This window comes from Novosphingobium terrae (genome assembly GCF_017163935.1).
GTDB lineage: Bacteria > Pseudomonadota > Alphaproteobacteria > Sphingomonadales > Sphingomonadaceae > Novosphingobium > Novosphingobium terrae.
In genome coordinates, this window is sequence record NZ_JABVZR010000002.1 from 1,612,742 (window position 1) to 1,625,955 (window position 13,214).

Consider the following 13,214-nt stretch of genomic DNA (forward strand, 5'->3'; position numbering starts at 1 on the left):
GATCAACATGGCGGATGTCGCTGTCCATCTCCATAGCTTTTGCGGCCTTGATGCTCAGCAGTCAGGCCCGGGCACAATGCAGTGATCTGCTGCCATCGCCGGCTTCGGAGGGCGGATCGGTCAGGCCGCCCAGCCCAAAGGATCTGGCGGAGCTGCGCTATATGGGCAATTCGCCGGAGATCCCGGGGCAAAGCCCCTTGGCGCTGTCGCCCGATGGCAAACAATTGGCCTTGATTCTGGCACGCGGTGAAACCGCTGACGGCTCCGTTTGTCGGGGGGTTGTCGTGGTTCGGCTGGCCGACGGCGCGGCGCGACTGATCGACACCGGCGGTGAGGATATGCTGATGAGAGGGAGCATGCGCGGCTATCTCAATTCAGCGGGCGAGCCTGCGGTTGTCCGCCCGGTCTGGTCGCCCGATGGGGAATGGATCGCATACCTTCGCCGCGATCACGGGATCGCCCAGGTCTGGAGAGCCAGGGCGGATGGCAGCTACGCCGCACCCGTGACGCATCTGGCGGCCGACGTGCAGGACTTGGCATGGAGCAGGGACGGCAGGCGACTGGTTGCGGCGTGGCACCCGAAAGAGGCCGAAGTCGATCAGGCGATAAGCAGCGAGGCTGACAAGGGCTGGCTTTTTGACGCGAGGGTCGTTTCCAATTTTTCTGCGCGCCCCTTGGTGTGGGCCGGATATCCGCGCGCGGTGATCTCGGTTGATCCTTCTGATGGAAAGTCGGAAGAGGCCGGGGCCGATGACATCGCGGCATTGAAGATGCAGACGGAGTCTGATGACAGCTCCAGGCCTGAGGCTCTGGCACCGGACGGCGCGCATGCCTGGGCCCAAAGCAGCGGAACATCTGTGTTTGCGCCCACGGGGCTGCAGATCCGGGACAAAAAGGGGAGCGCCATTCCTTGTCGTTGGGACAGCTGCCGGGGGCCGTTTTGGGGGATGTGGTTTCGGGACGGCTCCAAAACGCTTATCTTCTTGCGCAAGGAAGGGTGGAACAGGGGCAGCTACGCGCTTTATCGCTGGGCGCCAGCCGCTGGAGAGCCCCGTCGCATCCTGCTGACCAATGGCGTGATAAGCGGCTGCCTGATGGCTGCAGACGGGCTGCTCTGCAATGTCGAAGAGGCCCGTGTCCCTCGGCACGTCGTCAGGATCGATCTGCAAACGGGGCGGCAGACCCCGATATTCAATCCAAATCCAGCGTGGGCTCACCTCGCGCTGGGTACGGTGCAAAGGCTGACATGGAAAAACGCCTTCGGTCTCCCGGCGTGGGGCGATCTGGTGCTGCCGCCCGGTTACAAGACAGGGACGAAGTTACCTCTGGTCATAACGCAATATGTCAGCCGGGGCTTTCTGCGCGGGGGTACGGGCAATGAATATCCGATCTTTCCCCTCGCGGCGCAGGGCTTCGCGGTGCTCAGCCTCGATCGCCCGCAGGAATATTCTGCATCGCTGGATCACATCGATAGTTGGGACAAGTCCAATGCCGCCAACCAGAAGGATTGGATGGAAAGGAAAAGCCTCCTCTCTTCGCTGAAGGTTGGAGTCGATCAGGTTGTGGCGATGGGTATCGCCGATCCTGGCTGTATCGGCATCACGGGCCTGAGCGATGGTGCCACGACCGTGCGCTTTGCTCTGATCAACCTACCGGGCTTTGCGGCGGCCTCGCTCAGCTCATGCTGCGTCGAACCGCGCACCTCCATGACCAGCGGCGGGATCGCCTGGGCGGATTGGCAGCACAATGTTCTGGGTTATCCCAGAGCCACGGAGGAGCGACCCGATTTCTGGCGACCGGTGTCGCTGGCGCTCAACGCGGCGCATATCGACACGCCCTTGCTGATGCAGCTTTCCGACAAGGAGTTTCAGCTTTCGCTTGAGGCTTTTACGGCGCTGCGCGAGCACGGGAAACCGGTGGAGATGTATGTGTTCCCGCATGAGTATCACGAGAAGGTGGGGCCAACCCACCGCCTCAATGCCTACATTCGCAACATCGACTGGTTCAACTTCTGGTTGAAGGGTGTGGAAGATCCCACCCCAGCGAAGGCAGATCAGTACCGCCGGTGGGAAAAGATGCGGTCAGGTCTGCCAAGGCTCCCCAAATGGGGCGAGATCATTCCCACGAGCGAGCCCACGCCTCTGCGTCCACCAGCTCCATGATCCGGGCGAATTGAAGGTCACGGGCAGGCATTGGATCGTCCAGTGCCGCGCGAACAGAATCGGCATCCAGAACGCCCATTGCTGTAAGTAGACCATCGAGCAGCATCGCCCTGATAGCGGGGCGGTGCTGCTCGAACAGGTCATTGACGTAGGAGTTGGGCGTTCCTTTCGTACGCCGCTGGATCAGGGCGGGCGGCAGGTCGCCTTTGAACCCGAGCCGCGCGGCAGCGCGGTTGAGCCCCGGAGCGAACCAGGCCCAGATCGGAATTGTAAGGACCGCCTCTACCGCCGGCTGGCACATGAAAGGGGAAAACCAAGGCGCGTCGCCGCATGCTCGGGTGGCCTGTTCCGCTGTCGCCTGTACCGGGACGAGCAGGGCGACATGGGCGGCCTTTCCAGCCCCTATGTGCTTTGGCGGCTCCCGCCAGGGATGCGGAGCGGCGTCTTTCAATGCAGATCGGCTGCGGGCAGAAAGAAATTGGTCGCGCTGATCAAACCGCAAGCGATTGTCGCGTGTCACGGCGCGATGAATGGTCTGCATGACCACGCTGCCAAGGCCCGTATCGGCCTGTTCCGCCAGTGCTGCGCTGGTTTGCCAGAAGCGGAACCCGGGGCCGCGCCGCTTCAGGATTTCGACCAATGCGGCAAGGGTTGGGTATCCGAAAAAGAGATTGTCTCCACCGCCACCATCCAGAACGACCCCCGCGTCGTGGTCGATGGCACAACGTGCCGCATGGTCTCGAGTGGATTGGGTGAAGGCCCTTGTGTGGGGCCGTGCGCATCGCGCTGCGCGTGAGGCGAGCAGATCGACCTCACCGGCATTGCGCAGAGCTTCGGTCAGCTTGGCGCCCGTTGCCTGCGCCGCGATGCGCGCATAGTCACGCTCGTCTCCCGTTGCTGCCTTCGTCACGAGATTAAGCGCGTGGAATGGGTGACCGGCGATGTGGAGGCAGGCCGCAAGGATTGAGGAGTCGAGGCCGCCGGAGAGCAGCAGGAGGGCTTTGGGAAGAGCGTCCATCTGAGCACCGATGCATTGGGTAAAGACCCGGCGCAGGCGAGCCCCCGCGATCTCGTGGTTTCTGATTGTGCTGTCGTCCCTGCAAAAATTCCAGGGAGACCATAAGAGGTCGATTTCGGGGCGATCGCTACCCGAAGAGATGCGTGAGCCGCCGGTGAGGGAGCGGACATCAGCAAGGCAGGTCTGCTCCAGAGCTATTTCTGGTGCCGCAATATGCCGGGTGAGGGCTGCTGGGGCGATGTGCAGCCGCATGAGCCCCGTCTGGACGATCAACTCGGGCTCAGAAGCCAAGATGAGCTTCTGCTTGGCTACGCACCAGTAGCATCCAAGCTGGCCCAACGGAGCGCGAACAACATCGATCGTTGCTTTCCCATCGAGCACCGGCCTGCGTAAAAACGCCACATAGTTGCCCCAGAACTTCTCTGTCAGAGCCCGGCCGCCGGTGGCGACGATCGCTTCCCATTCGTGGCTCGCAATCTCGTTTGCGGCAACCTTCTCGTCCCTTCTGAAGAGTTCGCCGAGAATGACACCGTACTGGCTGATCTGAATGGGGGTGCCGCGTTTGACGAGCAGACGGAACCACGCCTCATCGATGATACAGTCGAACTCCGGCGGTCGGGTGACCACCTGAAACGGCATGATCGCTGAGAGCGCGATCTGCGCAAGGAATGCGCCCGCCATCAGACGGCCAGTATCGGTGTGAAGGTGCGAACCATATCCAGGTCATCCCCGATGAGTTGGTTACCGTGCTGAACCCAGCAATGAGCCTGAAATGGCCCGAGCTGGACGCCCAGGATCAGTTTGCAATCGACGCCGCGGTTCTGGAGGTAGCGCGCGAGACCCAGCGAAATGGGTAGGCACTGATCATGACGGGTCATGTAGCGGCTGATTGTGCGAAGCAGCTCGGTCGCTTCACCGAGAACCGCCAGGGACGGTGAGGTGTGCTGCGTGCGACTCACACGTCCTATCCGAAAACTCTCCAGGCTCTTGTAGAGGCCATGGCGCCTGAGCTGGCGGCGGGCTTGCATGACCCGCAAGGCAAATTGCAGCTGCGCCCAGCCTGATGGTCCTTTCCGACCGGCTGAGTGGGCGGCCGTTACAGGTGGTGCCGCGCTACACGGTTGCGGAAGCCGCCCGGGCTTCGCAGGTTGAAGGAAGCCTTGACCGACCAGAGCCGTGATCTGCTCGAGGTCGCTCTGGTCCAGACCGGCTCCCTCAAGCAGCCGGCTGAATGCGAGATCCTCCGTGTTGCCCAGGGTCAGATAGCGATCAGCGATCTGATCCAGGAAAATGGCCCGACTACCGGTGAAGCAAAACGTGACTCCTGGATTGAGTGCGTAACCTTGCATGGGAAGTGCCTTCGGATCGGATGAGAGGTGGTGTGCGTCCCGGAAGACCGCGCCCGGCACAGCCGAGCGCGATCCGTGGTTCAATCCCGAACCATTCCCGCGGGGAACATGCCGTCCTGGTCGTCGATGACCTTCCCGCTGACGCCCTTGGTGGCTTCGCTGGCCACGGCCAGTTCGATCACTGCATTGCGGTTCATAACCTTTACTCCTTTAGCCGCTGGATTGCGGCGGGGTGATTTTATGAAGGAGCAGCCCCTATCCCAAACATATACGACTCATATTTCGCACTTATATGAGATCTGATGTGGCCAAATTCGATAGAGAGATCTATCGCGGCGCAAGTGTATAATTTGATTTATGAAATCATGATGGATGAGTATGGAATAGATTGATGGACAATCGTGAATTTATCAGTATTCCATCTCATTTGTTTCGGGTTGGCAATGGATTAGAGCGAACACTGGCGGTTTAGGATCACCACATTGCTCTGTTTGGCTCCGCATAAGCGGGAAGGAGCCGCCGGTCCAAATAGGGGATGGAATGTGCCGCCAGGACTAGTGTCGGCGACATGCGAAAGGTCGCACCCGGCCAAGCCGGGTGCGACCTCCAGGTCAGTCTTGGGCGAGGCCCAGGGGGATGTTGCCATCCTGGTCGTCGGTGTTCGAACCGCTCACTCCCTTGGTGGCTTCGCTGGCAACGGCCAGTTCGATGACTGCATTGCGTTCCATGACATTTACTCCTTCCTGTCGCGGAATTGCGACAGAGTGATGGTATGAAGGAGCAGCCCGTATCCCAAACATATACGACTCATATTTCAGACTTATATCGCGTCGCTTCGGTAGAGATTGTGAATGATGTTTCCAGCATCGCTCTGTCGCCGCTTTGTATAGCGGGTCACCCATTTTTTTATATTGGTGACGTCACCTGCATGAAGGTGAGCCCTGATTTCAAGAATTTCGTCTTCAGTATTTGAAATGATTTGAGATTCAATCTGTCTCACCGCGTAAAGGCGTTCGTTGATACGCCCCAGCGCCCTTGGGTGCTCGATATTGACCGAGCGATGAGCAATGTGGAGGAACAGCTGCGATATCCGCTCCGCAATTGGAGTTTCGCCTGTAGCTGATGGCGCGAGAGTGCGCTCCGGTTGATGAGAAGGACGCCAGTTGCGCAGAGCTGCCCCCAATATGTCAGCGTTCCAGCCATAGAGATCAATGAGCGAAGGCTGGTCGATCATGGGAATCGTGAACCCGCCTGTCGCGCCGGCGATGACAATATCCTCTCCTGCCAGGATATGCATCGCGTCGCGGATGGGCGTAGGGCTCGAGCCAAGCTCATCAGCCAGCACCGCCGGGTCGAGCCTCCAGCCCGGGGGATGACCCCGCTGTCGAAGGCAAATCCGGAGTGCATCGTACATGCGCGTCGAGATCGGCCCCGCGTTCACGGCTGAGCCTTTGCGAAATCGGAGACCGCCGCTGTCTGGTCGGGCCGCAGTGCGTCCATCGCCCCCAGCGGAAGCAACGGTCGGTCCCGCAACAGTTGCGAAGGGCACCTGCCTTCGACGTTGCCCAGGTTGGGGCGATGTTGCTGATAGCCGACCAATGCGGCCAGATCAGGAGAAAAGGTTCGAGCTATTTCAGGGGGATAGATCAGCCACTGGTTTTCATAGGGTTTGAGCCAACCCAGGCAGTAACTGATGATCATGCCTCGCCGGACATCCTGCGAGCGGTTCGCTCCCGCACCATGTAAGGTAGACCCCAGAAAGACCAGCGCCGCGCCAGGCTTCATTTCGGCAACGATAGGCTCTTCGTCGGGCGTCTGATCGAGGCCGAAGGGAGCGTGGCTCTCGGGCCAGATCAGTGTCGCGCCATTCTCAGACGTATAATCGGTAAATGGCCACATGACGTTGATGAGATATTCCATCTGTCCCGCAGCGCCTCGCCACATATCCTGATCGCGGTGCGGGAATTGCTGCGGTGCGCCCGGATAAATCGCGAGACCCTGTGTCAGGTTCAACTGGAGCGTGTCGCAGAAGGGCCCAAGGATGCTCGCGCAGAGCTGGAGGATTGTAGGATGCATTACGAAATCCGCGGTGTGAGACGATCGTGCGAGCAAGCCCCCGTAACGCTGGGTCAGCGGACCATAGAAATCGCCCTGGCATAGCGGTGTGTCGGCGAAGGCCGTCGCCAGATCGCTGATCAGGCCGTCTACTTTCTCTTGTGGCATCAGGTCGGGCAGGATGAGGAAGCCGTTTTCCCGTAGATCCTGAACCAGAGGGCTATGAGGCGGTTGTGCGGGGAGAGCATCATGCTGCATGGCGCACCCCCTCACTCCGGTCATGGCGCTGGTAAATTCCGGTCACTTTCAGCAATGACGGCGTCTCTTCTGTGATGTCGATCCGTAAGCCGGTCAGGGTCTGGTCCTGTTTCAATGCCAGACCTTCCAGGGCGCGACAGTTCCAGCCAAAAGCCTCGATCTGCCTGAACCATCCTATTTCCGCCACGCCGGTGTAGGTTCTGATACCGAAGGCAAGAGCATAGTCGGCCATCGCGCTGACGAGCTCGTTGCGAGCAGTGAGCCGATCCGAAGCCCTCAGGTTCCGATCGAGGCAAAAGCGTGTGATCTCCCACGTGTCAGGCCCCTTGGGCGGTCGCGCCCCGCAAAGGTCGGGAAAGAGAGTATCGAGGAGGTGTGGCCGTCCAGTTGGTAGCAGTCTCGTGGAGGCCCGGTGGTTCCCGTCGGCGTCGCTCAGGACCAGATAGATAGCGCCGGGTTCATCGAAGCGATCGACTTCATAGGAATCCTCGAGGACCGGCAAATCCCATTTGAGGAGGTCGATAAACACGCGCTTTCGGGCCTCAAACATCGATCGTAGAATGGGATCTGACCGCCAGTTCGAGGTATAGTGAAGGACATGAAACATGGCTTGCTCTCCTTTGTCTGAGGAGAGCAAGCGTCCATTCCCGCAGAAAAATCGTCTATTCCCCTAAAAGGGAATGTCAGCCGGCGGCCAAATCCCCCAGACTGAGCGTCCCATCGAGCAATGTCCGGGTGATCAGCAATGTTCGCTTATGCACACCATATCGCGCCAGGGCGTCTTTGGCATGCTTTTTGACAGTGACCTCCTGGCATTTTTCGATCTGGCTGATTTCCCAGTCGGATTTGCCCAGCATGGACCATGTAAGACAGCGGATCTGTGCGGCAGTCAGGATGGGCATTGCCAGAGGGGCCGGGCGCATCTTCCAGAGCCGTCGTGCGGCGTCGAAGGCGTGCAGGGCGATCTGAGGGGCGATCGCAAGCATTTCGTATGGGATCGGCCGCCCGACCGCCATAGCGAAGGAAACAGAGCCATTGGATTCACCGGGGACGTGCACTGGTACGGTATAACCATCACCGATGCCACAATCCTCGGCATTGGCGAACACTGCCCAATCCTCGCGGCGCATCTGGATCATATTGGAGATCTCGGTCCACAGGAACGGTTGAGCCTGCGTATGGCTTGCCCGATGGACCGGGTCGGTTCTTCCCATTCGCCGGCCGTCGAACTGCAGCGCCCACAGCGCGGGGTAATCATGCACACGAATAACGGTGCCGACACCCTCGAAAATGTCGGCGTGCTGGGTCAGGGCCACGTAATCGAAACCCATGACCGTCTTGACCTCGATAAGAGCGCGTCGAAAGGCTGCAACGGAATCGACCACGGCCATCTCCGCTTTGAAATCTTCCAGAATCTTGAATCGGATCATTTTGTTTTCGATCGACATGCAGCGAGCGCCTCAGGCCGCTTGAGCCGAGCGATCGTCCTTCCCCTTGAGCTGGGGCCAAGCCAGGGTCTCACTCCGACAGTGGCCAAGTGGTACAGGTAGGTCCACCCATTTCAAGAGGATGGACGGAATTTTATATTTCGAAATTATGACATCAGCAAGCTATTATGACCAAGTCACTTTCCGGAGCAAGTTAGCCAGCCTCTTGCCAAAGGAGGCGGGTTGGAGACAATAGGATCATGCGAACCGATCTTGATCATCTACCCGCCCGGCAGCAGGACGAACTGGCCTATGTTACGGATCTGCTCCTGACCGGCTTCGCCAAGGCAACAACATCAAAGACACAAGCATGGTGCCGCAATGGCAAAGTTCAGAAGATCGTCCTCTTTGGAAGCTACGCGCGAAGCGACTGGGTGGATGAACCTCAGAATGGCTATCAATCGGATTTCGACCTGCTGGTGATCGTTAGTCACCCGGCGCTCACAGATCCGGCGGGCTACTGGTATGATGCCGAGGAGGAGATCCTGCGCGACCCCCGTGTCGGCCGGCTGGTCAACATCATCGTCCACACGCTGGCCGAGGTGAACCAGAGCATCGAAAAGGGCGAGTATTTCTGGACGGACATCGCGCGCGACGGGATTCTGCTGCATGATCGGCCTGGCCATCCCTTGGCCGTGCCCAGACCGCGGACCGCCAAGGACGCATTCTCGATGGCGAGCGGCTATTTTACGAACTGGCTCGGCATGGTCGATAATGCGATGTGGTTAGCAAAAACCTCGGCCGCCCGAGGAGACATTTCGGCTCGCAGGGACGCAGCCTTTTTGCTCCATCAGGCGACTGAACGAGCCTATTCCTGCTATCTGCTGGTGACAGCTTTCTACGTGCCAAGATCGCACAACATCAAATTCCTCCGATCATTGGCAGAGGGGCGTGAGCCACGCTTGATCGATGTATGGCCGCGAGTTCAGCGGGCTGATCGTCGCCTCTTCGAACTGCTCAAGCGCGCATATGTCGAAGCGCGCTATTCCGATGAATATCAGATCGATCTCTCCGAGCTTGCGGTTCTGGAGAATTGGGTACGAAATTTGAGAGACCGGGTCGAAGCGCTGTGCCTCGAGCAGATCGATCGCCTTGCAATCAATGCCGGCAGTGCGGATGCTGGCCAATAACGGGACTGTCTTCAGGACTCTCCAGGCGATGAGGTAAGGCCGGGACAGGCGTTCTCCAACAAATGGGGGCTCCATGCGGTTGCACCGATTGGTCGAGACGTTCGATGAGAGTGTGCGCCGCTGCCATACGCTCGGCGACATTGCCCATCTGCTGGAGACGGCCGGTTGCGAGATGGGCTTTGAGCGATTTGCCATGGCGCATGGGCTCTGGTTTCAGCGTCCTGAGGCGCGGCTGATCCGGATCGATAATTATGGCGACTACGGCGAGCAGTTCATTTCGCGAAAAGATTACCTTCACGATCCTGTGATGAATGCAGGGCAGAGGGCAAGCAAGCCCTTCGGCTGGTCCCAGCTGGGAGGACTCACCCGACTTGGTCGGCGCCAGATGAGTATCTTGATAGAAGCGGAGCGGCACGGCATTCGTAGCGGACTAACCCTGCCTGTCGGCGTCCCTGGTGAGCCGTGGGGTAGTTGTTCCTTTGCGACCAGCAAACAAGAACTTCCCTCCCGTTGGCATTGCCGCGCAGCGATGGCTATTGCCGCCAGCGCCTTCCATGAGGCGAGGAGGCTCTGCGGCTATCCGGCAAGGGCGCAGGAACTGCCCGTGATTAGCCGACGCAAAATCGAGATATTGCAGCGGGCGGCGCTGGGGGAAACAGATCCGGAAATCGCGATGATCCTGGGGCTCAGCCGCAGCACGATCGAAACTTACATGACCCAACTCAGGCAGGCCTTCAACGTGGGGACGCGCACCCAACTGTGTGTCTATGCCCTGCGAGCGGGTTTGATCGGGTTCGAGGATATTTTATCAGGATTCTAGGGATGCCGCGAGCATGCGGTTTCTGCTCCCATCGGACCTGTCCAATGTGGGAGACAGGCAATGGCGAACAACCGACCTTTCCTCAACACGAGGCAAGCCAGCTTTTACCTGGGTATTTCGATAACGACGCTGCAGCGTCTGCGCCGGTGCGGGCAGGGGCCAATCTTTCGGCAGCATTCCAGATTCATTCTTTACCACGTCGATGATCTCAACACATGGTCGCTGGCCAACAGCAGTGCGCCAAGTCCTGTTGGGGAGATTGGCAATGGTTAGTCGATTTCTGCAGGTAACGTCGCATTGGTCGCACGTAGCGCCGCCACGCCGGGTAGCTTGGCTGTTCGTTATTGGCGGCATTGGTCTCGGCGCCTTGGCAACCAGCGGATTTCATCCGCGCCCATTGGTTATATGGAACGCCTCGGGAAGCATGCCGTTGGGTCTGTACATCATCTCAACACCAGTTGCTGTCAGGACTGGGGACGTCGTTGTTGCACGGTTGCCAGCGGGCTGGCGCAAATTTGCCAGCCAACGGCGCTACATTCCATCAACCGTCCCGATCCTAAAGCGTGTGGCCGCAATGACCGGCGACGCGGTTTGTGCCCAAGGGGCAATAGTGACCATCAATGGCCGTGAGGTTGCCCGACGCAGGCTTGAAGACGGTCAGGGGCGGTCGCTCCCGTGGTGGAGAGGATGCATGGTCATCCCAAAAGGAGGCCTTTTCCTGCTCGCTCAAAACGCAGGATCTTTTGACGGCCGATATCTAGGTCCAAGCCGACAGCAGGACTTGATTGGGAAGGCGAGGCCGATATGGACATTTTGAAATGTGCGACCGCAGCGGCGACAATCTTAATGCTCCCGGTCGTGGCGCAGGCCCAAAGCGTTGGAGCCTGGACTCCATTGATTTCGGAAGCATCAAAACGGTTCAACCTGCCTGCGGAGTGGATCGAACGGGTGATGGCCCTTGAAAGCAGGGGGCAAACGCTTTGGCATGGCAAGCCGATTACGAGCTCGGCAGGTGCAATGGGGCTTATGCAACTGATGCCGCATACGTGGGCCTCGATCAGGCAGACCCTCAATCTTGGTCCAAACCCCTACGATCCCCACGATAACATCGTTGCTGGCGCCTATTACCTCAGGCGTATGTATGATCGCTTCGGTTATCCGGGGTTGTTCGGCGCCTACAACGCGGGGCCAGGGCGATACGCCGAACATCTTTCGGGCAGGCGCCTGCCGGAGGAAACCCAGGAATATCTGGCGATGGCTACCATGGGCGACCGGGGCGCACGGCTGAGCACGTTTCGTGCACCAGAGCCAAGCAATGCCATATTCTTTCTTAAATCGGGCCAGGCTGCGCAGATCGTCGCTGCATCTGTAGAGGCTACGGGAGGAATGTGATGGAAAATCGGGAAGTGCTCAGCGGGACATTCAACGGCTTGAGCAGGCTTGAGATGTGTGTCCTGAATGTTCTCGCAGGGGCTACAGAGGGCGCGCTGTTTGGGGTGTTCGACGACTACCGAACGTATTTGCGAAAGCTTCGGTCGATGCGGCCTCCGCTTGCTGAACGTTCATGGAGCCTTCTGCCATGGAATGCGGTTTGGAGGATTACCGCCGAAGGTCGGAAGAGCCTGAGGGAGTTTGGTCACAATCCCCATTTCGAATGGGAGCACGTGCCTGGAGTGGTCGATATCGATCCACGGGAGATAGGTTCTTAACCATAGATGACAGTGCCATCACGGCTCGCGAAGTCAGCGGCGCCGGGTCCGTGATTCAACAATGCGGTAGTTCGTGCGCTGGACAATTCCTAACTATCAGTCCGAGCCCAAAGCCCTGTTAAGCTAGCGTATCTCGAATTATTTACCACACTCCACTTTTCGCGACGGTCCATTCGAATACGGCTTGCGCGAATAAAAAATTTATAGGATTTAAATGCCAACTAGGGCACTTGGTGTTCGATTCGGCGCCGCTTCTCCCGACTAGAGCAGTCGGACGGGAGAGGATTGGCTGAGGCATGGCGTGCGGAATAGGTTCGAACGCCAAGGAAAGCACAAGTCCGAGACTAAGGTGTGGGGCGAGAAACCTGCGGTGGGAGCTATATGACACTTTGGCGCCGACTTCACGCAAGCACTTCCTGTCAACTATTTGAAAAGCTCACTGCTGATCAAATAGCAGGATTGATTGTCTTGGTAAGCATCTTGGGAGAATTAATCCCAAAGGGAGCTTATGCAACGGCGCGAATTCCAACACAGCAGAGTGCCAAGAATTTGTCACAAGGTGATCAAAAGCATAATATAAGAAAATTCGTAGAGAATATTGACAGACTCAGTATTGAAAAATGGAATTTTTATCCAGTAAATGAGCGATCAAGGACTCAGGCATTGGATTTGGCGACGAAGCTTGCGGGTGAGGGGATGAAATTACATCCTACAGACCAACCATTCCAACAAGCGAACATATTTGATTTTATCAAGGTCGATGAACCGATCGCGACGATGTGCAAAGAGGTGCACTTCGATATGGTGGCTACCCAAATTTCGATGAAGTGCAAAAATCCAGATGAGGCAGTCATTGACGCACTTCCAAAGATTCTAGGGAAGCCGATTACATCAACCGAAGGGCCTGTTGCCGATCCCCACGGCACAAAAATCCCTAAGGTGGATCAGATAATATTCTACACAACGACCTATCGTCGAAAAGGCGGGTATTATATTTTTTCGGGTCAAAAGCGCGGTAGCTTTGATGAATTGAGGGTAACTGTGATTTCTAAATAGAACCACCCAAAAAATAGGAAATTGGAGACCGGTTTGGCCGTTCAAGGCCTCACCAGTTGATGAGCAATGCAGTGGCTGCTGGTGCTCTCACCCAGCTTCAGGTCAACGTTATCGTGGTAGCGGCAGGCCAATCCGAATTAGATAAGGGTTTTCTGGTCGTTCGGCCTGAC

General features: G+C 58.0%; 14 protein-coding genes. 6 read left to right on the plus strand and 8 right to left on the minus strand.

The window, feature by feature from the left end; translation table 11 throughout:
- Nucleotides 1–14: 14 nt before the first annotated feature.
- The gene (locus HGK27_RS25115; RefSeq protein ID WP_206243565.1) at nt 15–2,162 is read left to right on the plus strand and encodes an Atxe2 family lasso peptide isopeptidase; all 2,148 of its coding nucleotides are present in this window, start codon (nt 15–17) and stop codon (nt 2,160–2,162) included.
- On the opposite strand, the gene HGK27_RS25120 is transcribed toward HGK27_RS25115, so the two are convergent.
- The 8 genes from HGK27_RS25120 to HGK27_RS25145 all read right to left on the minus strand — a co-directional run bounded on the left by HGK27_RS25120 (nt 2,116) and on the right by HGK27_RS25145 (nt 8,290).
- Entirely contained in the window at nt 2,116–3,861 is a 1,746-nt protein-coding gene (locus HGK27_RS25120) for an asparagine synthase-related protein (RefSeq protein ID WP_206243566.1), read from the minus strand. The genes HGK27_RS25115 and HGK27_RS25120 overlap by 47 nt on opposite strands.
- A complete protein-coding gene (locus HGK27_RS25125) occupies nt 3,861–4,529 on the minus strand; it encodes a lasso peptide biosynthesis B2 protein (protein WP_206243567.1) in 669 nt (222 codons plus the stop codon). Before HGK27_RS25125 ends, HGK27_RS25120 begins: the two co-directional genes overlap by 1 nt.
- 80 nt (nt 4,530–4,609) lie before the next feature.
- Complete coding sequence (locus HGK27_RS31525; RefSeq protein WP_456094184.1) at nt 4,610–4,726, minus strand: hypothetical protein; 117 nt, start codon at nt 4,724–4,726, stop codon at nt 4,610–4,612.
- Between the two features lie 414 nt (nt 4,727–5,140).
- Nucleotides 5,141–5,257 carry a hypothetical protein gene (locus HGK27_RS31530; protein ID WP_456094185.1) on the minus strand — a complete coding sequence of 39 codons (117 nt, stop codon included), beginning with the start codon at nt 5,255–5,257 and terminating at the stop codon, nt 5,141–5,143.
- Nucleotides 5,258–5,349: 92 nt separating this feature from the next.
- A complete protein-coding gene (locus HGK27_RS25130; RefSeq protein ID WP_322099053.1) occupies nt 5,350–5,874 on the minus strand; it encodes a GntR family transcriptional regulator in 525 nt (174 codons plus the stop codon).
- Nucleotides 5,875–5,966: 92 nt separating this feature from the next.
- Nucleotides 5,967–6,842: a phytanoyl-CoA dioxygenase family protein gene (locus HGK27_RS25135; protein ID WP_206243569.1), complete on the minus strand. Its 876-nt coding sequence runs from the start codon at nt 6,840–6,842 to the stop codon at nt 5,967–5,969.
- Complete coding sequence (locus HGK27_RS25140; protein ID WP_206243570.1) at nt 6,832–7,449, minus strand: acyl-homoserine-lactone synthase; 618 nt, start codon at nt 7,447–7,449, stop codon at nt 6,832–6,834. Before HGK27_RS25140 ends, HGK27_RS25135 begins: the two co-directional genes overlap by 11 nt.
- A 76-nt stretch (nt 7,450–7,525) precedes the next feature.
- Complete coding sequence (locus tag HGK27_RS25145; RefSeq protein ID WP_206243571.1) at nt 7,526–8,290, minus strand: helix-turn-helix transcriptional regulator; 765 nt, start codon at nt 8,288–8,290, stop codon at nt 7,526–7,528.
- Between the two features lie 239 nt (nt 8,291–8,529).
- Here HGK27_RS25145 and HGK27_RS25150 point away from each other — a divergent pair, with 239 nt between their 5' ends.
- The 5 genes from HGK27_RS25150 (at nt 8,530) to HGK27_RS25170 (ending at nt 13,044) form a co-directional block, all read left to right on the plus strand.
- Nucleotides 8,530–9,459, plus strand: coding sequence for a nucleotidyltransferase domain-containing protein (locus HGK27_RS25150; RefSeq protein WP_206243572.1), 930 nt, complete (start codon nt 8,530–8,532; stop codon nt 9,457–9,459).
- A gap of 73 nt (nt 9,460–9,532) precedes the next feature.
- Entirely contained in the window at nt 9,533–10,279 is a 747-nt protein-coding gene (locus HGK27_RS25155; RefSeq protein WP_206243573.1) for a helix-turn-helix transcriptional regulator, read from the plus strand.
- 265 nt (nt 10,280–10,544) lie between these two features.
- The gene (locus tag HGK27_RS31480) at nt 10,545–11,096 is read left to right on the plus strand and encodes a S26 family signal peptidase (protein WP_206243574.1); all 552 of its coding nucleotides are present in this window, start codon (nt 10,545–10,547) and stop codon (nt 11,094–11,096) included.
- Entirely contained in the window at nt 11,084–11,671 is a 588-nt protein-coding gene (locus HGK27_RS25165) for a lytic transglycosylase domain-containing protein (protein ID WP_206243575.1), read from the plus strand. Before HGK27_RS31480 ends, HGK27_RS25165 begins: the two co-directional genes overlap by 13 nt.
- 698 nt (nt 11,672–12,369) lie before the next feature.
- Nucleotides 12,370–13,044, plus strand: coding sequence for a hypothetical protein (locus HGK27_RS25170; protein WP_206243576.1), 675 nt, complete (start codon nt 12,370–12,372; stop codon nt 13,042–13,044).
- The last annotated feature ends 170 nt before the right edge of the window (nt 13,045–13,214 follow it).

Coding starts and splice junctions, on each gene's coding strand:
- HGK27_RS31480 (WP_206243574.1), top strand. CDS start 10,545: ATGGTTAGTCGATTTCTGCAGGTAACGTCGCATTGGTCGCACGTAGCG.
- HGK27_RS25150 (WP_206243572.1), top strand. CDS start 8,530: ATGCGAACCGATCTTGATCATCTACCCGCCCGGCAGCAGGACGAACTG.
- HGK27_RS31525 (WP_456094184.1), bottom strand. CDS start 4,726: ATGAACCGCAATGCAGTGATCGAACTGGCCGTGGCCAGCGAAGCCACC.
- HGK27_RS31530 (WP_456094185.1), bottom strand. CDS start 5,257: ATGGAACGCAATGCAGTCATCGAACTGGCCGTTGCCAGCGAAGCCACC.
- HGK27_RS25135 (WP_206243569.1), bottom strand. CDS start 6,842: ATGCAGCATGATGCTCTCCCCGCACAACCGCCTCATAGCCCTCTGGTT.
- HGK27_RS25165 (WP_206243575.1), top strand. CDS start 11,084: ATGGACATTTTGAAATGTGCGACCGCAGCGGCGACAATCTTAATGCTC.
- HGK27_RS25170 (WP_206243576.1), top strand. CDS start 12,370: ATGACACTTTGGCGCCGACTTCACGCAAGCACTTCCTGTCAACTATTT.
- HGK27_RS25145 (WP_206243571.1), bottom strand. CDS start 8,290: ATGTCGATCGAAAACAAAATGATCCGATTCAAGATTCTGGAAGATTTC.
- HGK27_RS25115 (WP_206243565.1), top strand. CDS start 15: ATGTCGCTGTCCATCTCCATAGCTTTTGCGGCCTTGATGCTCAGCAGT.
- HGK27_RS25120 (WP_206243566.1), bottom strand. CDS start 3,861: ATGGCGGGCGCATTCCTTGCGCAGATCGCGCTCTCAGCGATCATGCCG.
- HGK27_RS25155 (WP_206243573.1), top strand. CDS start 9,533: ATGCGGTTGCACCGATTGGTCGAGACGTTCGATGAGAGTGTGCGCCGC.
- HGK27_RS25125 (WP_206243567.1), bottom strand. CDS start 4,529: ATGCAAGGTTACGCACTCAATCCAGGAGTCACGTTTTGCTTCACCGGT.
- HGK27_RS25140 (WP_206243570.1), bottom strand. CDS start 7,449: ATGTTTCATGTCCTTCACTATACCTCGAACTGGCGGTCAGATCCCATT.